A 23724-nucleotide genomic window follows, 5' to 3' on the forward strand; every position below is an offset into this window, starting at 1 on the left:
AAAGAACAAATAGTAATTTTAAACTTAGATATTATGCCAAATTCAAAAGAGATTGAAGGAAACTGGAATGAGTTGAAAGGAAAACTTAAACAGAAATATGCCGATTTGACCGATGATGATTTACTATACGATGAAGGAAAAGAAGATGAAATGTGGGGTAAATTACAACAAAAATTAGGTAAGACAGAAAAAGAAATTAAATCATTATTTATTTAATTTTTAAATCGAACACGTACTTAAAACTGTTTCAATTGTTAAAGTCAGAATTTTCTATTAGGATTTTTTGATATTCATTTGAAACAGTTTTTTTATGTTTTAAAATTACTCAATCCAAGTCTTAAAATCAGATACTTTTTCTCTGCTCACAATCACTTCTTCGTCTTTATAAGAAGGCAAAATAACTTTCAAACGAGAGTTGCTGTACACAACAATTTCTTTGATTGCTTTCAGAGGAATTATAAATTTTCTGCTGATTCGAAAGAAATCTGCTGGATCTAATTCCTGTTCCAAAAGTTCCAATGTGCATTCCAATAAATAATTCCTATTGTCAAAAGTATGCAAATACGTTCCTTTATTTTCGCTAAAAAAACATTCAATTTCCTCAATTGAAATCACTTTTAAATGTTGCCCAATTTTTACTGTGAATCGCTTTTTATAGGTTTTTTCAAAAGGATTGGTTAGCATTTTTTTGATTTGCTCAAAATCGATGGTAAGATTTTGAGTTTGTAATTCTTGTTTTGGTAACAGTGATTTAAATTTAGTAACAGCAGCCTCTAGATCATCTTCATCGATGGGTTTCAAGAGGTAATCGATACTGTTTAATTTAAAAGCACGAAGCGCATATTCATCATAGGCAGTTGTAAATATCACAGCGCTTTTGATACTTACTTTTTCAAAAATTTCAAAGGACAATCCATCTGATAATTGAATGTCAAGAAAAATTAAATCAGGATGCTCATTTTTAGAAAACCAGTCAATAGATTCCTCAACAGAATGTAACATTACTCCTACTTCAACGTTTAGTTTTTCTAATTTTCTTTGCAGTAATCTGGCAGCAGGTTTTTCGTCTTCAATTATTATAGTAGTCATTTATATTGAATCGTTAATTTGGTTATTTGTCGAACTGAACACTCATTTTTACTCCCATTTTTCACTTTTCTCTTTTTCCATCAATTCCTTGATTTTTTTGTCTTCCCAGCTTTTACCAAAAAATATATTTCCCCCAAAAACAGACAAACCATGAAACAATAGTCCTATACCCCAAAAAAATGCTGTAAAGAAATTTTCTAATTTAAAGTAACTTTCACCCGGTTTTAGGTCATTAACGTTTAGGAAAAAAATAAAAATATTAACCAATATGTAAATCATCAAATGGTTATAAAAGCCTTTTAACTTTTTAACTTTTCTTTGAGCTTCTGCATACTTATCCTCAGGTTGGTGGCCATTATAATCCACCTCAGTATTGTTTATCATACTATTTTCTTTTTAAGTGAAACTGATTAAGATCGCCAAAATCATAATCTAATTTAAAAGTCATCTAATCCCTATTACTCCCAATTTTTTTTATTCTCCTGATCCATGAGTTTTTTAATCTTTTGCGCTTCCCAATCTTTACCTAGAAATGGCAAATAATTAAAAACTCTCAAGCCATGGATAATTACCCCAATTCCCCAACCAAACAAAGGCCAATAAAACCATAAATGATCTGGTGATGTAACTAAATTAATCACTAGTAACACACTGTTAAAGACAATGTAGGAAACCAAGTTCCCATAAAATCCTTTAATTTCTTCAATTTGTTTTTTTGCTCTAAAATAGCGCTCGTCGTTCTGAAATGTATTTTCCATGTTCTACTTTTTTATGTTTTTAATTCCAATTTTTCTTGTTGTCCTCTTTTTGTAAAATTTCCTGAATCTTACGTTCTTCCCACTTCGAACTGTATCCATACACTTTTAAAGCGTGCATAATTAATCCAAAACCCCATCCCACAGCAGAAAACCAAAACCATTGAAAATGTGGGGAGAATTTTAAATTTATAAATATTAAAAAAGGAATAATGCAACAGTATGAAATTAGGTTTCCGTAAAACCCTTTCAGCTCTTCTACTCGCTTTTTTGCTTTGTAATACGCATTGTTTTCGTTGTAATTTGTAGTGGTATCCATTACTATTATTTGTTTGGTTAAAATAGGTATTTTGACTGTAAATGTTTTTTCGTTTTGGGCAATCAATACTTTTCTTTTGGTAATGATTCCGTATCGATTGATTATATTTTGTAAACCAACGCCTTGACGTTCTTGTAACACTTCCTTCTTTTGATAATCATTTTGAACTGCTAAGTAATCGCCCTCTACATAAATCCTAATATGCAACGGCCGTTGCTCACTAACTACATTGTGTTTTACTGTGTTTTCTAACAATAATTGCAGCGATAGCGGCACTACTTTGGCCTCTGGATTTATAGCCGTTGCTGGTAAATCGTAAAAAAGACTGTTTTCAAAACGCATTTTCAGCAAGTTCATATAGGTTTTGGCGAAAGCCAATTCCTCATCTACAGAAACTAATTCTTTGTCTTTTTGTTCTAAAACATACCGATAAATTTTAGACAAAGAAGTGGTAAACCTTTGTGCATTTTCTGGATTTTCTTCGATCAAAGAACTCAATACGTTCAAACTGTTAAAAAGAAAATGCGGATCGATTTGGTTTTTTAAACTTTCAAACTTGGCATTAGCTGTTCCTGCTATGATTTTTTGCTCTTTGACTTTGTTTTCATTGTAGGCCTTGTAAAATGAAATGGCATGTACTGAAAGCGTGACAAAAAAAGTGATTACGATTCCTGCTAGATAATTCGAAGCCTTTTCATTTGCCAAAAAATAGTCAAATGAGTTGCCATTATAAATTACTTCTTCAAAAACGTGCAATAAAAAAATAACCGTTAACGATAGTGTTAAAGAACCTATAAAACCTGTAACTAATCCTCTTATTGAAAATCGATCAGCAAAAAAGGAATCTAATTTCATAAACAAAAGAGCATTTGCAGTGTATAATGAAAACGTATTCAATGCCGTAAAGAAAAACTGAACTAGTAATTTTTTACCAAAATGGATTTCGCTACCCATAACCACATTAATAATTTGCATTACTACAAAAATAACTAGTGTTAGTTTTATTGCTTTCAGTAGTTGATTATAGAGAATATTCATTTGTGTAGCTTTTTATTGGTGCGCATTTTTCATGAAATTTCAAGATGCTGCGTTCTTATTTACAGTTTTTTTGTGCTTCGATCGCTCTTTCTAAACCCCATTTTGGTGAGAAAGGTGTTTCTGGTTTAAAAGTAGCAAAAAGTCCGATAGCTTTTTCAATTTGAGCACACATTGGCTTGGTATCGGTTCCCCAAAATTTAGCACTACCTATTTCAAACTCTGCTTTATTATAAACTACTCTTGGATTTTCTGGAGCAATTGCCTGTGCTTTGCCATATAATTGCATTACTGTTCCAGATAATTTTTGTCCGTTTGTCATGGGATCAAAAGCAATCCAGGCGGTGTGAATCATTGCTTGTACAACTAATAGTTCTGCATTGTTAGGATTTTTATCCATTTCTATATCCAATGCTTTTTGTGCTTTTGAAAGCAACAAATTCATTTGATCTTTATCCTTTGTTTTAAAAGAAGTTGTAGTGTTTACTAATGCCACGTAATAATTAGGCAGCCAACTTGTTTTTTCGGCATCTGCAATTCGTTCGAATACATCCGAAGCTTCAGTATTTTTTCCTTCGCCCCATAACTGAAAAGCTTTTCCCATTCCTTGTTCGAATTGTCCTTGAGCAGATACTAAACTGCAGATAAAAAATGCGATAGTTGTGATAATTTTGATCATAATTTCTAATTTTTAAGGTTATTTTTTGTGATGATTGAAACGATTCTATTAATTTATACTTCAAAAGTATATCGATTTGCAGCCCTATAAAATTTTTGCTTACTGAACTGTCGTTTTTGATGGATGAGTTGTAAATACTAATCTATTTTGATTATTATAGTTTTGTTTTCTGTAATTTTGAAATGAGCATCTGCATATTTTGGCGGCCCCATAAACCCTTTGGCGCCATTTGAAGTAGCATATTTTTCTTTGGGTATGCCCATAAAATTGACGTCTAATTTTTGATTGCTATTTTCGTCATGGTATATGCTGACTGCATATTCACCAGCAGGAAGATCTGTAAAAGTGGCAGTAGCTTTATTGTTTTTTATTGTCGCTGCACGTCCTTTATATGTTTTCTTTAAAAAAGTATCCTCAGAATTGTATAACCCAATCACCACCTTTCCATTAGTATTTTTTAATCCCTTAACTTCAACTTGCATAGTTACTTGTGAGAATCCGAGAGTAGCGGTGAATAAAAACGCACTTACAATTAATTTTTTCATGATTTTTTATTTAAAATTGATTTATATTTTGATATTGTTTTGAATCAGTGTAAAAGTATCTCAGCTCATAATAGTTTAAAATTAATTGCTTCTGAACTGTATTTTTTGATAGATGAATTGTAGTTTTTATTAGTTATTTGTACTTAGTACACAGAGAATAGTAAGTGATGTACTTTCGACTTTATGACTCCTTTTATAGATTCCTCAATTGATAGTCTTTTTTGTCATTGCTTATCGTCCAAAAGAAACCTACAAAGAAAAACCGATCAGCAGTAGGAATAATTTCTTTTCGCTTATAAAAACCAGCATTGTCTGGATTGTTGGCATATTCGTACCCAAATACATTCTGAGAACCTAAAACATTAGAAACTGAGAAATATAAAATCTTTTGTTGTGACAGTAAATACGCCCAATTAAAACTTAAACTATTATAGGATTTTGTTTTACCGTTCATAAATTTTGTTTCGTTTGGATTGTTGTAAGGACGACCTGAACTGTAGGCGTTTGTAAACCCTATTTGTGATTTCCAGTCATTGATCCAGTATTTAGTAACGATAGACAAACTGTGATCTGCAACAAAACTTGGTGTGACTTGAGAACTAAAATTTTTATAATCACGCTCGGTATCTATGTACGAATAAGAAACCCAATATTCTAAGTTTTTTATGGATTTTCCATCTCTCCAAAACAAATCCAAGCCTTTTGCATATCCAGAACCTGTATTGTCATAAACCGAATTAAATAGAGCCGTTTGAGTGTCGAATATTACTAAATTTCGATAGTCTTTGTAATAGGTTTCGGCACGAAATGTTTTTCCGTTTTTACTGTATTGAAAGTTCAAAATATAATGTGATGCTTTCTCACTCTCAAATTGATGATTGTTAGAATATTTGATGTAATCTGCATTTGGAGTTTGTGTGAAATCACCGTAGGCAAAGGAGAACTGACTGTTTTTAGCCATTTTATATGCAAAAGAAACCCGCGGAGAAATAGCCGTTTCATTTAACAAATCATTATTAGAAGCCCGTATACCAACTTTTGCCGCCCACTTTTTAGAGAATAATAGATCAGCTTCGGTATAAATAGCCGCAATATTAGAATCGTATCCATTGGTAAAAATAGAACCCGAATTTCCCTTAAAATCTTCTTTGAATTGGGTAACAAAATAATCCGCTCCAAAGGAAACCTTTAATCGATCTGAAAAGCTTTTTCGTAATTTTAATTTTAAATGTGCCGCATTTTCATCGTTATTAACCGTATCTGCAGCTAAATCGACTTTGTTTGTGCTGTAACCATAACTCAACCCAGAAGTAAGTTGCCAATTATTTCCAAAAACTCCCTTGTAAGATGAATTCAAATAGAAATTATTGTTGTTTAAAGCAATCCTAATTTTATCTAGCGAATTAATGCTTTCCTGATTGATGTCAAATTTTGAAGAATCAAAAGCAGCATATACTTTCAAAATTCCATTGTTGAAGTTATAGCGATACACCGTTTCCCCAGACAAAGATTGAAAAGGACTATTCCAATCTACATTTTGAGGAATTGCGGCTTGATACGGAGCTAGATTAATGTAATTCGCATTGACGCTCAACGAACTTTTCTTCCATTTTTGAGTATTTCCAATTCCTAATCCTACTGTCATTAAAGAGATTTCGGTCTTATTCTGATCTGGTTCATCTTGCGTATTTAATAGCAAAACACTGGACAAGGCTTCACCATATTCTGCTGAGTAACCCCCTGTTGAAAATGATATTCCGCTGAATAAAAAGGGAGAAAACCGTCCTCGAGTAGGTAAATTATTCGTGGTTGCCCCATACGGTTGCGCTACCCGAATGCCATCTACAAAGGTTTGTGTTTCATTGGCTTCGCCACCACGAACAAACAATCGGCCGTCCTCGCCCACGGTTTGTGTTCCCGGCAAGGTTTGCAGCGCGGCAATAATATTTCCTGCAGAACCAGCTGTAGTTACAATATCTAATGGTTTTAGCACCGAAACCCTTGATTTGTCGCCTGCTTCTAAAGTTCCAGCTGTAATGACAACGGCATCAAGCGCGTTTACACTTTCCCGAAGTTTGATGGTTTTATTTTGAAAAGTAGCCACATCAATTACCGTTCTTGAAGTTTCATAAATTAAGAAACTCACCACCAAAGTTTGCTTGCCCGTGGTTGCAGTTGTAAAACTAAAATTACCCGTTTCAGCAGTTGAAGCACCATCATAGGTTCCTTCGATAAAAACATTTGCACCTGCAACAGGTTGTCCTTTCTCGTCTACTACTTTTCCTGATAGTGTAGTTTGAGAAAAAACAAAAGTGGTGCATAAAAAAATGGTAAGTGTAATAATGGTTTTCATGTGATTTGATTTTTTGATAAAGCAAATATAGAATAGCTACGAACGATGAAAAACTATACTGTACCGAACTGTTGAAATTAATGGATGAATTGTAGCGCACCTATTTTTCTGGTATATTTACATCAAGTGTCAAAATACGGATCTAATTTGCATGAGGGATCGCAGTGGAAATCCTTTATTGTCTCGTTGTCAAAACGAGACAATAAAGATTGAAACGAAGGAGCCCGACCGAAGCTTTTGCGGAGGGCATGCCCAAAAAATAAAAAAAGAAAAAATGGTAGTACAAACCGAAAAAGAAAAAATGATTGCCGGAGCTTTTTATTCCGCAGGCGATGCGGTTTTGGTAAAAGACCGTCGAAGAGCTAAAAATTTGCTTCACAGATTGAATGTAACGGAATACCGAGTGACCAAAAAAGCACGGGAAATCCTAAGAGAATTGATCCCGAATGCAGGAGCGAATTTTTATGTGGAACCGCCCTTTCATTGTGATTACGGCTATAATATTACGTGTGGCGCGAATGTGTATTTCAATGTAAACTGTGTGGTTTTAGATGGCGCACCCGTTACAATTGGTTCTAATGTGTTTTTTGCGCCCAATGTGCAGTTGTATACCGCCACACATCCGCTAGATGCTGAACTGAGAAAAATCCAGAAAAACGCCTTACCCATAACCATTGGTGATGACTGCTGGATTGGTGGCAATACGGTTATATGTCCAGGAATTACGATAGGAAAAGGCTGCGTTATTGGAGCTGGTTCTGTGGTGACCAAAAATATTCCTGATAATTCACTGGCAGTAGGAAACCCAGCAAAAGTGATTCGGAAATTGAATGAGTAATAAATTTGAAAAGCAAAAATAGGAACATGTCAAAACTAAATTTTACTATATTTGTTATAAAAATTAAACCTAAACAAATCATAATGAAACATCTTAAAACCTTTCTAGTCTTAGCACTTATTGTTGTCGCAAACTCTGTTTCGGCACAATCTACTTTTGATAAATGGCCAGCCATAAAAGAATTTCATGGTGTAATGTCTGAAACTTTTCATCCTGCAGAGGAAGGAAATTTAGCACCAATAAAAGCACGTTCAGAGGAAATGATGAACAAGGCGGCTTTACTATTAAAGTCTGATATCCCAACAGAATTTAAAACAAAAGCAATATTAGCTTCGGCAGAACGCTTGCAATTAAAAAGTAAAGCGCTTCATGAATTAGTTACTTCAAACGGAGCTGATGCTGCGATAGTAAAATCAATTACTGAATTGCATGATGTTTTTCATGAGATCGTAGGACTTTGTTCTGAGACGAAATAATTCAACTTATTATTTGATAGACAGCCCCCAAAAACTAATGCTTTTTTTGGGGGTATTTTTATGAAGTTAAAATTCTGATAGTATCCCGAATTTAAAATGGATTAGGTGAATCCTAATAAATGATTCGCTCAATACCTGATAATGTATATGAATAACAGCTTCATAGAATATGAAAAGCTAACAACACCCCTATTTAAATAACGTGTAAACGGTACTGAAAATAAAGCAAAACAATTCCATTTATTGCATTAACCAATATACAGCAGTAACTGTTTTTGATAATCAAGAGCTCATTCCCTTCGTAAATCGATTGCAAAAATCTTATCAACAAAACTAAAAACTGAAATCGAAAACTGAAATTAAATTTTACCTTTGACCTTTCAATAAAAAGAAAGATTATGGTTTATAAATTTAGAGTGATTCTAGACGCGGAAGAAGATGTTTTTAGAGACATCGCAATACTTGAAGACGATACTTTAGAAGATTTGCACAATGCTATTTTTAATTCCTTTGGATTTGATGGCATGGAAGTAGCTTCGTTTTACACTTGTGATGAAACTTGGAACCAAGAAGAAGAGATTTCACTTTTTGATACTGGTGACGTTCCCGGCGAGCAAAAAATCATGAGTGACTATCAATTATCTGATATTTTAGACAAACAAAATACTAAAATCCTCTATGTTTATGATTTTATTAATATGTGGACATTCCTTGTAGAGCTTGCTGCTGTAGAAGATCAAGTTGTTGGAAATTTATATCCTGAAACTATTTTTTCTCATGGCGAAATGCCGGATGAAGCAATGGAAAAAAACTTTGAATCTGATAATGCCGATGACTACAACGCCGAATTTGAAGACGGATTAGATGAAGATGATTTAGATATGTTTGAGGGAGACGATAGTTTTGAAGACTACGGTTTTGAAGAAAATTGGAATTAGTCCTCTCCCCGACCCTCTCCAAAGGAAAGGGAGGCTAACTACACAAAAATAAAATGAATGTCCGTATCTATACCCAGAGGACATTTTTTTAATGGGTTTCTTTGTTAGGTAGTACTCCAGACAAATATAAAAAAATTTAACAAACACAAAATCACTCCCCATCTCCGCTTCCTTCGGAGGGGGTTGGGGGAGGAAACCATAAAAAAACATGATCAACTTATATAATACACACATCGAAAATTTGTCCATTCACAGAGTGGGGAATAAAAGTAGAAACGAAGCCATTTTTTTATCAGAGCAACCCTTTACGCTCAATGATGAAATTGTGCCTTTGATGAAGGAATTTTTCTTTAAATCTTTTAGAGAAAAAGAAGAAAATTATTTTCAGTTTGCTCATGAAGTTGATTTGGATTACAATGATATGTTCAAGTTTGCGACAGAAATTTTTGACAATCCTAGTAGTGCTCATGAAATTTCTAAAAAAATCACAACACACCTCTTTGAGCAGTCCAATCATCCTCATATCAAGAATGGTGAGGTATATGTGACCTATTTAAGCAACGTAAGCATTGATAATAATGTGGTTGACGCTATTGGAATTTTTAAAAGTGAAATTCAAGCCGACTTTTTACAGTTTGAAGAAAAAAGTTCCCATCTAGAGATGATTTTACAGCATGGTGTGAGTTTAAATAAACTTGATAAAGGGTGCTTGATCTTTAACTACAAAAAAGAGGAAGGCTATAAAATATTAACCGTTGATAGCAACCGCTATGATGCCAGATATTGGTTAGAGCATTTTTTATCAGTAGATGCCTTTGAAGATGAGAATTTTATCACTAAAAAGTATTTAAAATTCTGCCAAAACTTTGCTAAAGACGTCGTTTTTCCAGCTGAGGATAAAAAAGAAGAAGTGATGTTCATGAATCGCTCTGTAAACTATTTTGCAAAAAACGATCAGTTCGAGGAAACAAACTTTTTAAATGAAGTCTTAGACAATCCCGATTTAATTCCTGAATTTAAAAATTATAAAGTAGACAAAGGAGAGAAATACAGTATAGAAGATGTTACCTCATTTCCTATTGCAAATGCAGCAGTTTCTGACGCACGTAAATCAATCAAAAACGTCATTAATTTAGATACGCACATTCAAATTAAAATGGATTTTATCAACCCTGAGAGTGCTGAAAAGTATGTGGAAAAGGGTTGGGATGAAGAAAAACAAATGTACTATTATCTGGTCTATTTTAACAAAGAAGAAAAAAGCTAGATTAAACCTCAATGGCAACTATATAGTCCTCAATTGCTTAAGCAATTGAGGATTTTTTTTAATTTAATATCACAATTAAACAAGAATTATATAAGAAATAAATCTAATTATATAAGAAATATATGGTTTTTATTCAGAAATAGTGTTTTTTAACGATTAAATTTGAAAACTTAATTACTATTGATTATGTTTATACTGCTCTTAAAATCATAATATTAACATCTAATCAGTATGAACTTAATCGAAATTAAAGAAAAAATTTTAAGCAAAAAAATACTCTGCACTCTATTTGGGCACAAAATAATTACAACACGAAATGTTACGGATCATTTCAAAGAATTTAAATGCACTGTTTGTGAACTCGAATTAACGAATGATGAAAAAGGTAGAAAAACATTTCTCACGCCTGAATTAAAAGAAATTAACGAAACCCTAATAGGATTTCATAATAAAAGAATACACTCTGCCTAAATTGAACTATTAAAAATTCGCTTCTACATTTATTTATTATCACACTATTTTCTCTTTTCGTAATCTTTCACAACTGAAATATACTAATCGATTACAATATGAAAAATAAGCTGCGTCTTTAATTATTTTTTCAGAAAGGCTTTGAGGAACACATTGTATTTAGGTACCTTCAATTAGTCCAGTCACTTTCTCAATATAATCTTCAGATTTCCCTATTTCTGATAAAAAAATCAGAACCTATTGCACTATTAGCAGCAACATTATTTCTACAATTTTTTGAATATCCTGTATTATAAAAATACGCGCTACCTACTAAAATTTCCTTATCAAGCAGTAATATCCTCACTATCCGCAAATGTTATAACAACATGGACTACATAACTCGTGCGCTTAAAATTATGGTAGGTATATGAACGAGAAAGTTTATCTTTGAGTAATTTACTAACCAAATTTTCGGATTGTTCGATAAGGTTCGTACAAAATTTTTTAAACAACTGAAAGATGAAATTATTTTCGGATAATTGTTTTATAGCTTCGAATAAAATAATTTTTAAGGCACTTATAGCTGTATTTATTTTCCAATCTTGTGCTACGCATTACGAACAATTTGGTAAAAAAACTAAGAATACTGCAGAACAAAAAGGAATAGATAGTTCTAAAGTTTCGCATACTTTTTATTTAATTGGGGATGCTGGAAATGCCAATGAAGAAAAAGCGCAACAAACAATTAGTTTACTTGAGGATCGTTTAAAAAAAGCAGATAATAACGCAACACTTTTATTTCTTGGTGATAATATTTATCCAAAAGGATTGCCTAATACTACTAATGCAAATGAGCGATTAATTGCCGAAAGTAAGCTTACCAATCAACTCAAATTGTCTGAAAATTTTAAGGGCCAAACCATATTTATACCAGGAAACCACGATTGGTACAGCGGAATAAAAGGTTTAGAACGCCAAGCAAAATTTATCACCGATTATTTGAATGATAAAAATTCATTTTTGCCCAGAAAAGGCTGTGGTATCGACAACCTAGAAATCAATAAAAATCTAGTTTTAATAACTATAGATAGTCAATGGTTTTTAGAAGACTGGGACAACAGTCCTACTATAAATGATGATTGTACAATAAAATCTAGAGATGCTTTTTTTAATGAATTAGAAGAAATCCTGAATAAAAACCAAGAAAAAACAATACTTCTGGCGTTGCATCACCCATTAATGAGTAACGGGATACATGGTGGACAGTTTTCACTAGAAAAACAACTATTCCCATTAGAGCAAAAAATTCCGTTACCATTGTTAGGTTCTATTCTTAACTTCGTTCGCAAAACATCGGGAATTAGCCCGCAAGACATTCAAAATAAACAGTATACAATTTTTATTAAACGACTAAAAACATTGTTACAAAGTCAAGAAAATGTCATTGTAGTTTCTGGTCATGACCATAATTTACAATACATTGAAAAAGACAACCTCAGACAAATTATAAGTGGGGCCGGCTCAAAATCAGAAGCTGCAAAAGCGGTGAACCCTAATGATTTTTCTTATGGGGGAAATGGTTATACTCAATTAAGTGTTTATGAAAACGGAGCGGCAAAAGTTACTTTTTATGGAAAAGAAAACATTAAAGAAAAACTGATTTTCGAACAGTTTATACTTGCAAAAAAAGACGATTTCAGTACTAGAAGCTTCCCTACTTCATTTGCTAAAACCACTACTGCAACTGTCTATACCGCAAAACAAACGGATAAAAAAGCCTTTTATAGATTCCTTTTTGGAAAACATTATAGAAATTATTACAGTTTACCCATAACAGCAACAACCACAACTCTTGATACTCTTTATGGCGGATTACAACCTAAACGAGCTGGAGGTGGTCATCAGTCCAGATCATTACAAATTGTGGACAAAAACGGAAAAGAATATGTAATGCGAGCCTTGAAAAAAAGTGCTTCTCGTTTCCTTCAAGCGGAAGCATTTAAAAACCAATTCATCGAAAATGAATTTGAAGACACCTATGCAGAGAATTTTTTGCTTGATTTTTACACAACTTCGCATCCTTACACAACATTTGCAGTTGGGAATTTAGCCGAAAAAATTGGAGTTTCACATCCCAATCCAGTATTGTATTATATTCCTAAACACAAAGCCTTAAAAGATTTCAATACAAGTTTTGGAGATGAATTGTATTTGGTTGAAGAAAGTCCTACTGATAGCCAAATTAATGCGAAAAGCTATGGAAATCCTAGTGCTATTATCAGTACACAAGATGTTTTAAAGAACCTTCATAAAGATGAAAAATATAGTGTAGACGAAGCCGAATACATCAAAGCACGATTGTTTGATATGCTCATAGGAGATTGGAACAGAAACGAAGATCAATGGCGCTGGGGCGAATATAAAGTAGAAAAAAAAATAGTTTACAAACCAATACCAAGGGATCGAGATCAGGCTTTTACAAAATATGATGGAGCATTGCTTACCGTATTGATGAATATGCCTTTGTTGCGCCACATGCAAAGTTTTGAAAATAAAATTAAAAATGTAAAATGGTTTAATCGCGAACCTTATTCTTTGGACCTCGCTTTGCTTAAAACGGCAGACGAAAAGGAGTGGCTCAAACAAGCTAAATTCATTCAGGAAAATCTAACCGATACTACTATTTACAATGCCTTTGACAATTTACCAAAGGAAGTTCAAGATGAAACACTTACTAGCATTAAACAAAAATTAATTATTAGAAAAACAGCTTTACAACGCTACGCATCAGCTTATTATACGGTTTTACAAAAAACATTTTTAATTGTTGGTACCGATAAAAAAGATAAATTTATTATTCGACAAGATACCAAAAATAAAATAGAAGTAGAAGTATACCGTGCTAAAAATGAAGGAGACGATTTACTGTACAAGAAAGAATTCTTTGCCGACAAAACAAAAAATATTTGGATTTACGGCTTGGATGAAGACGATATTTTTGAAGTAAAAGGAAACGCAAAATCAGATATAAACATACGGTTAATTGGCGGTCAAAACGAAGATTCTTATACTGTTGAGAATGGTAAAAAGGTAAAAATTCATGATTTTAAATCCAAAACGAATACCTATTCTTTAGACTCAAAAACAAGAGTTCTTTTATCTGATGATTATAAAGCTAGTTTATATGATTTTAAAAAACCAAAATACAATGCATTTTCAGGATTACCTAATATAGGTTTTAATCCTGATGATGGAGTGAAAATAGGTTTTATTACCAGCTATACAATCAATAAATTTAATCAAAATCCATACACACAAAAACATATTCTGAAAGCAAATTACTTTTTTGCAACAGATGGGTACGAACTGGTTTACAATGCACATTTTCCAAAATCAATAGGTAAATGGGATTTAGACTTAGAGAGCCAGTTTAACAGTCCTAATTTTACCATTAATTATTTTGGAACTGGTAACGAAAGCGCAAATAATGACGAAATTTTCGGAATGGATTACAATCGCGTTCGTATTGGAATGCTCAAAGTTTTACCGTCAATCAAAAAAGTAGGGAAATATGGTAGTACAATTTATTTTCAAACTTCATTTGAACAAATAAGTGTAGAGGAAACCAATAACCGATTCATAAACATTCCCGGAATTGTAAATTCCAATGTTTTTGATAACCAACGATTTGCTGGAGCAACCTTCAAATACAGTTTTGAAAATTATGATATGCCTTCATTTCCATCGATGGGAATGGGATTTTTTATTGCAGGAACCTGGAAAATGAATGTGAATGATACCAAACGAAATTTTCCTTCATTAGAGAGTAAACTGAATTTTAACCATAAAATTGATGCCAATGGAAAAGTAGTATTTGCAACAATTTTGAAAGCAAAAATACTTTTAAACACTAATTTCGAATTTCATCAAGGAGCGACTTTGGGCGGTGATTATGATTTAAGAGGGTTTAGAAACGAACGTTTTTTAGGCAATCAATCATTCTATCAAAGCAGCGATATTCGCTGGAATATTGGAAAAATAAGAAGAAGCGTGTTGCCTATGACGTACGGAATTCTGGGTGGTGTAGATTATGGACGCGTGTGGAAAAAAGGAGAAAATTCAGAGAAATGGCATCAATCTTTTGGTGGCGGATTATGGCTCAATGGATTAAATGTAATCACAGCCAGAATCACTTATTTTAAAAATTCTAATGAGGAAGCCCGAATCGCTTTTGGACTAGGATTTGGATTTTAATTTTTTGATACTAACTTCATTAACGTTCCCTCCTACGCTTTTGGTTTTTTCATCGGCAATAAAAAGTCGGTCATTATCTATAAATGATGCTGCTTCTTTTTGGGAAAAATGATTTAATTCGAGAGTAGTTTTTGTTCCATCCAAAAAATTATCCCCTTCGAAATTTTCGAATAAGAAAATCCTATCATGGGTTAAAATAACAAATTTAGAGTCATCTGGAGCTATAGTTGCAGCCGTGATTGCACAATGATTGTAGTTATCACAAGTTTTAAATTCTCCCATCAAAACTGCTTGATGAAAACCTGCAGTATTGGGGATTTTATATAAAAAAGCGGTTCCGTCAAAACCTTTACTTCGATTTTTGGTGAAGAGATAGAAATTATTTTTGAATTCGAAAAATCCTTCTACATCATAAAACATTTCTGTTTTTTTTGGAGGAAAATCTTTCTGCTCAGGATATGCAAAGGAAACTTTGTAGGCGGGAATGGTGCTTTTTGTAGTTAAAGACTTTTTATCAATTTTGTAAATACATAAATCCTTTCGTTCATTATCATTGTTACCAAAATCTCCAACATAGAGATTACCGTCTTTGTCTTTAGTAATGTCTTCCCAATCGATATTGGCTGTATTTGCAATTGTCAGTGTTTTTTCAATTGCACCGTTTTCAAAATTGAGTCCATAAATTTCATTCGCGTTACCGCTATCCTCCAGCACCCAGAGTAAATTACTTGAATCTAAATATACAATTCCTGAGACTTCTTTTAGTTTTTTGGGTAATGAATAAACGGGTGATAAAGCTCCTGAATCTTGTTGACAGGACAAAAAGGTCAATGCAAATAAAGTAAAAATATAATTTCTCATAGTAAAATTAGTAGTAATAAATAGATTTAAGAAAACTAAAATCAAATCTTAAAAACAGTAGCATTCTTGAAATTTCTAGTAATAAATCCAAAAGCTGCACTCATGATATTCCCCATAGATTTGGCTCTTTTAAAATTCATATCATTTGTGTAGCAATACAATTCTAATTGCAATTGTTTCAAATGTTCTTCGGGAGCGATTACGTCATCTCCCATAATTTGCAACAGACGTTTTATTCGGTTTTCAGCAGAATGAATTCTCTTAGCAAGAACCGCTCTCTCTTCGTCCTTGTATTGCTCGATAGAACTGTTTTGAAGTTTGTCCTTTACCAATTTTACCATTGGATAATTTTCCTTAAAAAACTGAGGCCGATACACTTTAAAATTTCCTTCATAGCACTGCTGATCAAAATCTATAGCGCGAATTTTATACACCACATGATCAAAATCATGTGTGGGAACTATCACGTAATTATAGGAACGCATATCGCCAAGCAATCGTATCATGCAACGCTCATTAAATTTCACAAACTCTTTAGCAATTTGAGATTTCTCAGTTTCGGTGCACTCTGACAATAATTTTTTAATAAAAACATCACCAGGAATTCCCATAATGTGTTCCTCTATTAAAGTGTCGTTATACACGAGAAAGTTAATTTTATCTGGAGATAAAATATGCTCTAATTCGAGTCCATAAATTCGAGAAGCATCGGCTTTCTTTATGTAGAAGTGCGTGTAATTGTCATTTAATATATTTCTGATTTTTATCCGAAACGGTTTTGAGTTACCAAAAGTGCAATAATCTATAGAATCTACATTTAAGAATTTGATGATTCCCAAATTACCATCAGAATGCAGCAATGAATAGATTTTTTTTAAAGTTAAATCAATTTCTTGTCGCTCAAATTCAGTATAATACACACGAATCCATAACGTATCTTCATCGTTTTTATCATAAACGGTTACCGATCCTGAAAAACGCAATAAATCATCATAGACAATAGCAACTTTTGACAAACGATCAAAACGCTCCAAATATTCTAAAAGTGATTTATTTACTGGATACGATGGTTTTTTAAAAAGCATTACAGGCTCACTACTCATTGAAATAAGGATTTAGAACAAAATTACAATAAAATAAGCCGATGTAATACACTCATTTCATATGTTTTAACTACCTTTAATGAAGAATTTTAAAATAACCTGCATACGCTGGCACATTTTCTTAATGGAATTAAAACAATATGTATTAGCTATAAAATGAAAATTAATTAGTCAATGGATAAAAATCAATTTTTATTTACTGTTAAATGTATAAACACAATACTACCCTAAATCAATACTATTAACGACTAATAAAAATAGAATTACAGCCTACTGTTTTATAACCGGAAATTTTAAAACCTAAACTACAAACTTTATATTCATTTATCAATACTGTAGTTAAATCCTTAAAGTCCAACTAATGAAAGAAAAACTTGACCTTTACATCAAGGCTGCACAGTCTGCTAAAATAGGAATCTGGAAAATTAATTTGCAAACCAATGATGTTTTTTGGGATGCAGTCACTAAATGTATTCACGAAGTACCCATTGACTACGAGCCAAATATTGATACGGCATTAAATTTTTATACTCCAGGGAAAAATCGTGATCGGATTAAAGTACTTATTGAGAAATCAATCAATGAAGGGATTTCTTTTGAGAGCAAATTTCAGATTATGACTGCTAAAAACAACATCAAGTATATAGAATGTATTTGCCAAGTTGTATTTAAAAATGGTAAGCCTGTAGAGCTTTTAGGTACATTTCAAGACATAACAAATGAACAGAATTTAATAAATGAATTGCAATATAATGTAGAAAAATTCTCTTCTATTTTTTCTAGTGCAAATGATGCCATTTTTATCATTGATACTTCAAATGGACAAATCAGTGACTGTAATCTTAGATCGACAGAACTTACTGGTTATAGTAATGCAGAATTAAAAGGCTTGCATAATTCAAAATTATTTCCAGATGAATTTAAAAGAGACATCCGTTATTTTCTGAAATATAATTTAGATAGAAACGAATATACCATCAATGAAACCGTTATCAAAACAAAATCTAATGTGATAACACCCGTTGAGATAGCTTCCGGAAAAAAATTTAAAGTCGATCAAAAAACCTACGTTGTATGCTTTATCCGGGATATTAGCGAGAGAAAAAATGCGGAAAATAAATTAAATTTACTGTCACTAGCAGCTTCAGAAACAACGGATACCCTTGTAATAGCAGATAGAAATGGGGAAGCGGTTTGGGCAAATCAAGCCTACTTAGACTTAACTGGTTTGGCTATGGAAGAGGTAATTGGTCAAAAACCTGGTTATTTATCTAAGGGTCCAGAAACTGATTTTACAGCTTCAAAATTAATGAGAGAAGCTATCAAAAATAAAGAAAGCATTAAAATCACAATACTAAATTATAATAAAAATAAAGAGAAGTATTGGTTTGAATTGAACATTACAACTGTATTTGACAGTAACAATAATTTTATGAATTTTATAGGCGTAGGTCGCAACGTGACACGACGAATTGAAAAGGAGCTTGAGATGAAACGATTACTAGAAGTAACCAGTAATCAAAATAAAAAATTATTTAACTTCACTCATATTGTTTCTCATAACATACGCTCCCATGCCAGTAATTTATCGATGGTGGTAGATGTTATTGAAAATACTGATGATATTGACGAAAAGCTTTCTTACTTTGAATTATTTAGAGAAGGAACAGAAAAATTATCGGAATCGATAGAATATTTGAATGAAATTATAACCATTCAACAAAAAACAAATGTTGAAAAAACTAAAATTCATTTAAAAAGTGAAATTGAAAAAACAAGAATGGCATTGAGTCTAGCCATAAAAGAGAGTGAAATAACAATTACAAATACAATTCCAGAGGGTGTTATCGTTAAGGCCATTCCCGCTTACTTAGATAGTATTTTTCTTAATTTATTTACAAATGCTATTAAATATAAATCCCCAAAACGCAATGCAACTTTAAATATTTGTTATGAAAAAATTGAGGGTTACTCTGTGATTAACTTTCGAGACAATGGATTAGGATTAGATTTAAAAAAAAATGGACACAAAATTTTTGGAATGTACAAAACCTTTCATGGTAATGCAGATGCTAAAGGAATTGGATTATTCATTACAAAAAACCAACTCGAAGCTATGAATGGTAAAATAGCAATGGAGAGCGAAGTGGGTCATGGTTCTAATTTTAAAATTTATTTAGATGAAAAATAAATTAACGTACATTATTGATGATGATAAATTGACCGTGAAATTAATGAGTATTCTTATCTCTAAAAGTAAGTTTTGCGAAGAAATTCATTCATTTTATAATGCCCAATTGGCTATAGATACATTAAAAGAAAATCGTAATAATACTTCAATTCTTCCAGATGCTATTTTACTTGACTTAAATATGCCCGTAATGGATGGGTGGCAATTTTTGGATGAATTTATTCATTTGCCGATACAAAAAGAAATTTCAATTTTTATTATGACTTCTTCCATAGACCCTGCAGATATTGAAATGGCAAAAAAATACGATGTCATTAAAGATTATATTAAGAAACCTATAACTGCAAACAAATTAGAGTTGCTGTGCAAATTAATTGGTGAAATGAACTAATTATAGCTTTCCCCGTAACAATTTCCAAACTTGTTCGTCCTATGTTAAACCAAAAAGATGAACCCATTGGAAACAATACTCTCTATCAAAAATCTCCACAAACGTTATGGCTCCATTCAAGCTCTAAAAAACGTTTCTTTCGACATACACAAAGGCAATGTTTACGGAATTCTGGGCCCAAACGGCAGCGGAAAATCAACAACATTAGGAATAGTTTTAAATGTAGTCAACAAAACTTCTGGTGAATACAATTGGTTCAATGGAACTATAGAAACCCATGAAGCGCTAAAAAAAGTAGGTGCCATTATTGAAAGACCTAACTTTTATCCGTACATGACTGCTACAGAAAATTTAGAATTAGTCTGTAAAATCAAAGGAATTCAATCTTCAAAAGTTATTGAGAAACTAGAGTTAGTTGGTCTTGTTGAGCGACAAAATAGTAGATTCAGTACTTTTTCCTTAGGAATGAAACAGCGCTTGGCAATAGCCTCTGCATTACTTAATGACCCAGAGATTTTGATTCTTGACGAACCCACAAACGGTTTAGATCCGCAAGGAATTCATCAAATTAGAGATATTATTAAACGAATTGCATCCCAGGGAACTACTATTTTATTGGCTTCGCATTTATTAGACGAAGTCGAAAAAGTATGTACCCATGTGGTAGTTTTAAGAAAAGGAGAAATTTTATATACTGGTTTAGTCGATGGCATGTCAGCTAATGAGGGCTTTTTTGAATTACAAGCAGATGATGCTGAGAGTTTAATGGCGGCTGTAAAAACCCATTCGGCAGTAAAGAATGTTGTTAATGAAGATGGAAAGATTTTAGTTTATTTAAAAAATGACTTGGAAGCTAAAGAATTAAATCGTTTTCTTTTTGAAAAAAACATTATTCTCAATCATTTGGTTAAGCGCAAAAACAGCTTAGAAGAACAATTTTTAGAACTGACTAATTCCAATTCAAATTTCAAAAACTAAATCATGAAAAGATTACTCTCCATAGAATTACAAAAAATTTGGAAAAATAAAGCCAGTCGAGTTTTAACGTTGGCGTACTTTATTCTCTTAACTTTTATAGCATTAATAGCATCTATAAAATTTGATCTCGGGATTTTTAAATTTCACTTAGCCGAAATGGGAATTTTTAATTTTCCATTCATATGGCATTTTAACACCTATATTGCAGCCATTTTGAAACTTTTTTTAGCCATCGTAATTGTGTCTATGATGGCAAATGAGTATAGTTATGGCACACTGAAACAAAACTTAATTGACGGAATGAGTAAAAAAGAATTTATACAATCTAAATTCTTAACTGTCCTTTTGTTTGCCTCAGTATCTACTGCTTTTGTTTTTTTAATGTCACTTATTTTAGGACTTAGTTACTCCTCGTATACCGAGTTTAGCATCGTTTTTTCTGGTTTAGAGTATCTTCTGGCATACTTTGTAAAACTAGTTGGTTTTTTCTCTTTTTGTTTGTTTTTAGGTATTTTGGTAAAGCGCTCTGCTTTTGCGCTGGGATTTCTTTTAGTTTGGAATATTATCGAAGGAATTATTAATGGAGTTTTAACTTTTAAAGTATTCCCCAATAGCGAAACTGCTGCAACAATTACACAGTTTCTACCTATGCAATCCATGTCGAATTTAATAGTAGAACCTTTTACGCGATTATCCGTCGTAAAAAACCTAGGGACCCAAATTGGTCTGGATAACATAAAAGAATACAATGTAACTTTATTATCTATTTGTATTGTTTTATTTTGGACAGTAACTTTTGTTTTCCTTTCCTATCGATTATTAAAAAATAGAGATTTGTAGTATCTTTACACATGATGAAATGTGTAAAATTCATATTATTATCTATTTTAATCAACTGCACATTATTTGACGCAACAGCTCAATCTATTGTGGTTAATGACTCCTATACAGCGCAACAACTTATTGAAAATGTCTTAGTAAACAGTTCTTGTGCAACTGTTTCAAATTTTACAGTAAAAGGAGATCCTTTCTCAGGTAGTCAAAACAGCTACGGATATTTTAGTAATCAAGGGGGCAGTTTTGCTTTTACTGAAGGAATTGTTTTAAGTACTTGGAGTAGTCAGAATTCGCAAGGACCTTTTGTAAGGAATCTTGGAGGAGGAAGTTCTGCTTGGTTAGGTGATGCTGATTTAGAAAAAGCATTAGATATGTCAAACACCATAAATGCAACCGTTTTAGAATTTGACTTCAAAGCTTTAACAGACTTTATAAGTTTTGATTATCTGTTTGCATCTAATGAATATCAAGATGATTTTCCTTGTAATTACTCTGATGGGTTCGCTTTTTTAATCAAAGAAGTAAACACTACTACTTATGTAAATTTAGCAGTGCTTCCGGGCACAAACATACCTGTTTCTTCAAAAAACATACATCCAACAATTAATCCTGTTCCGAATTCGTTAGAACCAATAAAGAGTTGCGGACCTGAAAACGAAATATTTTGGGGCGGCTACACTACAGCGACTAGTCCCGCAAATTATGCTGGGCAGACTAAAATCTTGACTGCACAAACAAAAGTGGAGCCAGGTAAAACATACCATATAAAATTAGTAATCGCTGATGAAAGAAACCGATTTTATGATTCTGCGGTTTTCCTCAAAGCAGGCAGTTTTTTACCAAAAATTGATTTAGGACCAGACCGATTATTAGCTAATAATAATCCCATTTGTTCAGGCGAAGGATATACCATCGATGCTAAACTTCCAGCTAGCCTTGGTTATACCTACAAATGGTACAAAGATAATGTTGCATTTATAAATAATTCTTCCAGTTTTACGGCAACAAGTCCAGGTACTTATAAAGTAGAAGTCCAATTAACTCCGAGCTGTATCACAACAGCAGAAATAAAAATCGAGTTTGCAGCAGCAATAGTCTTAAACGATACAGCACTATCACAATGCGATTTAGATAGTGACGGTATATCAATTTTTAATTTAACTAAAGTAGATGCCATTGTAAAAAATAATGCAGCCAATCTAAGCGCAGTCGTATACTACGCAACATTAGCAGATGCTGTGGCAAAAATTAACCCAATTGTTAATCCTACAGCATACAGCAATAAGGTGGTCAATCAGTCCGTTTTTGCACGAGTGAGTAATGCTTTCGATTGCGTAAATTATGCCGAAGTAAAACTCCTCATCGCGAGTACTGCTATTGCACCTCAAAATCCAATTACTACCTGCGATACTGATGGAACGTTAGATGGATTATCACAATTTGATCTAGAGGCCCACGCAACTCCTCAAGTTCTTAAAGGATTACCTTCGGGACTGATCGTAGCGTATTTTTTAAACCCACAAGATGCTATTACACAACAAAATCAAGTTCTCAATATTTTTAATAATACGATTCGAAACCAACAAACGATTTATGCTCGCATAATAAATGGTCCAGATTGTTATGCAATCACACCTATAGAACTTGTTGTGAATTCTTTTGACCCTCCTAATTTTCAAGATGAAACTGTAGGTTTATGTGAAGGCAATTCGATAACGATAGCTGTAGACTCCAGTTTTACAAGTTATTTATGGAACACAGGAGCAAGTACCAATACCATCGCTATTACCACTCCTGGTGAATATTCTGTTACCGTCACCAATGCTAATGGTTGTTCAAAAACAAAAAAATATACGGCTATAGTTTCAGAAATTGCAAGTATTACAGGAACAATAGTAACTGATTTTTCTGGAGAAAAAAATTCAATAGTCATTACATATACGGGAATTGGAAATTATGAATTTTCTATCGATGGTATTTTTTTTCAAGAATATCATACCTTTAGTAACATTGTTGCCGGTGAATATACAATCTACGCCCGTGATAAAAATGGATGTGGTTTGTCAGTACCAAATACAACGTACGTTTTAGATTATCCAAGGTTTTTTACGCCAAATGGAGATGGTTATAATGATTTCTGGAAGATAAAAAATATTGATAAATTTGCCCAAACAAACTTATTTATTTTCAATCGTTATGGTAAATTACTAAAGCAATTAAACACCTCAGATATAGGATGGAATGGAACCTTTGATGGAATTTCATTACCTGCTGATGATTATTGGTTTAAATTAACTTTTGAAGATGGAAAAATTGTAAAAGGTCATTTTTCTTTGAAAAGATAAAACTAATTTTCCTATTT

Annotated in this window: 21 protein-coding genes; 12 read left to right on the forward strand and 9 right to left on the reverse strand. The window is 32.6% G+C overall.

The window, feature by feature from the left end:
• The first annotated feature begins 33 nt into the window (after positions 1–33).
• Positions 34–216 carry a CsbD family protein gene (locus tag ACNQGO_RS08455; RefSeq protein ID WP_417984990.1) on the forward strand — a complete coding sequence of 61 codons (183 nt, stop codon included), beginning with the start codon at positions 34–36 and terminating at the stop codon, positions 214–216.
• Positions 217–321: 105 nt separating this feature from the next.
• Here ACNQGO_RS08455 and ACNQGO_RS08460 read toward each other — a convergent pair whose 3' ends face one another.
• The 7 genes from ACNQGO_RS08460 to ACNQGO_RS08490 all read right to left on the reverse strand — a co-directional run bounded on the left by ACNQGO_RS08460 (position 322) and on the right by ACNQGO_RS08490 (position 6775).
• Positions 322–1089, reverse strand: coding sequence for a LytR/AlgR family response regulator transcription factor (locus ACNQGO_RS08460; RefSeq protein WP_417984991.1), 768 nt, complete (start codon positions 1087–1089; stop codon positions 322–324).
• 48 nt (positions 1090–1137) lie between these two features.
• The gene (locus tag ACNQGO_RS08465) at positions 1138–1473 is read right to left on the reverse strand and encodes a 2TM domain-containing protein (protein WP_417943762.1); all 336 of its coding nucleotides are present in this window, start codon (positions 1471–1473) and stop codon (positions 1138–1140) included.
• A 74-nt stretch (positions 1474–1547) separates the two neighbouring features.
• Positions 1548–1847, reverse strand: coding sequence for a 2TM domain-containing protein (locus tag ACNQGO_RS08470; RefSeq protein WP_417984992.1), 300 nt, complete (start codon positions 1845–1847; stop codon positions 1548–1550).
• A 19-nt stretch (positions 1848–1866) separates the two neighbouring features.
• Entirely contained in the window at positions 1867–3201 is a 1335-nt protein-coding gene (locus ACNQGO_RS08475) for a histidine kinase (protein WP_417984993.1), read from the reverse strand.
• A gap of 55 nt (positions 3202–3256) precedes the next feature.
• On the reverse strand, positions 3257–3877 hold the full coding sequence (locus ACNQGO_RS08480; protein WP_417984994.1) for a hypothetical protein: 621 nt from the start codon (positions 3875–3877) through the stop codon (positions 3257–3259).
• Between the two features lie 137 nt (positions 3878–4014).
• Entirely contained in the window at positions 4015–4422 is a 408-nt protein-coding gene (locus ACNQGO_RS08485) for a DUF2141 domain-containing protein (protein ID WP_417948198.1), read from the reverse strand.
• A gap of 193 nt (positions 4423–4615) precedes the next feature.
• Positions 4616–6775: a TonB-dependent receptor gene (locus ACNQGO_RS08490; RefSeq protein ID WP_417984995.1), complete on the reverse strand. Its 2160-nt coding sequence runs from the start codon at positions 6773–6775 to the stop codon at positions 4616–4618.
• Positions 6776–7049: 274 nt separating this feature from the next.
• Here ACNQGO_RS08490 and ACNQGO_RS08495 point away from each other — a divergent pair, with 274 nt between their 5' ends.
• The 6 genes from ACNQGO_RS08495 to ACNQGO_RS08520 all read left to right on the forward strand — a co-directional run bounded on the left by ACNQGO_RS08495 (position 7050) and on the right by ACNQGO_RS08520 (position 15001).
• A complete protein-coding gene (locus tag ACNQGO_RS08495; RefSeq protein ID WP_417984996.1) occupies positions 7050–7613 on the forward strand; it encodes a sugar O-acetyltransferase in 564 nt (187 codons plus the stop codon).
• A gap of 83 nt (positions 7614–7696) precedes the next feature.
• Complete coding sequence (locus tag ACNQGO_RS08500) at positions 7697–8089, forward strand: hypothetical protein (RefSeq protein ID WP_309756114.1); 393 nt, start codon at positions 7697–7699, stop codon at positions 8087–8089.
• Between the two features lie 398 nt (positions 8090–8487).
• Positions 8488–9027, forward strand: a complete 540-nt coding sequence (locus tag ACNQGO_RS08505) for an IS1096 element passenger TnpR family protein (protein WP_113634318.1) — start codon at positions 8488–8490, stop codon at positions 9025–9027.
• Positions 9028–9235: 208 nt separating this feature from the next.
• The gene (locus ACNQGO_RS08510; RefSeq protein ID WP_309756110.1) at positions 9236–10294 is read left to right on the forward strand and encodes a nucleoid-associated protein; all 1059 of its coding nucleotides are present in this window, start codon (positions 9236–9238) and stop codon (positions 10292–10294) included.
• A 231-nt stretch (positions 10295–10525) separates the two neighbouring features.
• On the forward strand, positions 10526–10765 hold the full coding sequence (locus ACNQGO_RS08515) for a DUF1660 family phage protein (RefSeq protein WP_417943755.1): 240 nt from the start codon (positions 10526–10528) through the stop codon (positions 10763–10765).
• 501 nt (positions 10766–11266) lie between these two features.
• Entirely contained in the window at positions 11267–15001 is a 3735-nt protein-coding gene (locus ACNQGO_RS08520; protein WP_417984997.1) for a metallophosphoesterase, read from the forward strand.
• On the opposite strand, the gene ACNQGO_RS08525 is transcribed toward ACNQGO_RS08520, so the two are convergent.
• Together ACNQGO_RS08525 and ACNQGO_RS08530 are read right to left on the reverse strand one after the other, a co-directional pair.
• A complete protein-coding gene (locus ACNQGO_RS08525) occupies positions 14984–15862 on the reverse strand; it encodes a hypothetical protein (protein WP_417984998.1) in 879 nt (292 codons plus the stop codon). The genes ACNQGO_RS08520 and ACNQGO_RS08525 overlap by 18 nt on opposite strands.
• A 41-nt stretch (positions 15863–15903) precedes the next feature.
• Positions 15904–16965 carry a hypothetical protein gene (locus ACNQGO_RS08530; protein WP_417984999.1) on the reverse strand — a complete coding sequence of 354 codons (1062 nt, stop codon included), beginning with the start codon at positions 16963–16965 and terminating at the stop codon, positions 15904–15906.
• Positions 16966–17326: 361 nt separating this feature from the next.
• Between ACNQGO_RS08530 and ACNQGO_RS08535 the strand changes: the two genes are divergently transcribed.
• The 5 genes from ACNQGO_RS08535 (at position 17327) to ACNQGO_RS08555 (ending at position 23707) form a co-directional block, all read left to right on the forward strand.
• A complete protein-coding gene (locus ACNQGO_RS08535; protein WP_417985000.1) occupies positions 17327–19156 on the forward strand; it encodes a PAS domain-containing sensor histidine kinase in 1830 nt (609 codons plus the stop codon).
• Complete coding sequence (locus ACNQGO_RS08540) at positions 19146–19547, forward strand: response regulator (protein WP_417943749.1); 402 nt, start codon at positions 19146–19148, stop codon at positions 19545–19547. The genes ACNQGO_RS08535 and ACNQGO_RS08540 overlap by 11 nt, the downstream gene beginning before the upstream one ends.
• 66 nt (positions 19548–19613) lie before the next feature.
• On the forward strand, positions 19614–20525 hold the full coding sequence (locus ACNQGO_RS08545) for an ABC transporter ATP-binding protein (RefSeq protein ID WP_417943830.1): 912 nt from the start codon (positions 19614–19616) through the stop codon (positions 20523–20525).
• 3 nt (positions 20526–20528) lie between these two features.
• Positions 20529–21365: an ABC transporter permease gene (locus ACNQGO_RS08550; protein ID WP_417943748.1), complete on the forward strand. Its 837-nt coding sequence runs from the start codon at positions 20529–20531 to the stop codon at positions 21363–21365.
• A gap of 11 nt (positions 21366–21376) precedes the next feature.
• A complete protein-coding gene (locus ACNQGO_RS08555; RefSeq protein WP_417985001.1) occupies positions 21377–23707 on the forward strand; it encodes a choice-of-anchor L domain-containing protein in 2331 nt (776 codons plus the stop codon).
• The last annotated feature ends 17 nt before the right edge of the window (positions 23708–23724 follow it).

The sequence above is a fragment of the Flavobacterium frigidum genome (genome assembly GCF_048286735.1).
GTDB lineage: Bacteria > Bacteroidota > Bacteroidia > Flavobacteriales > Flavobacteriaceae > Flavobacterium.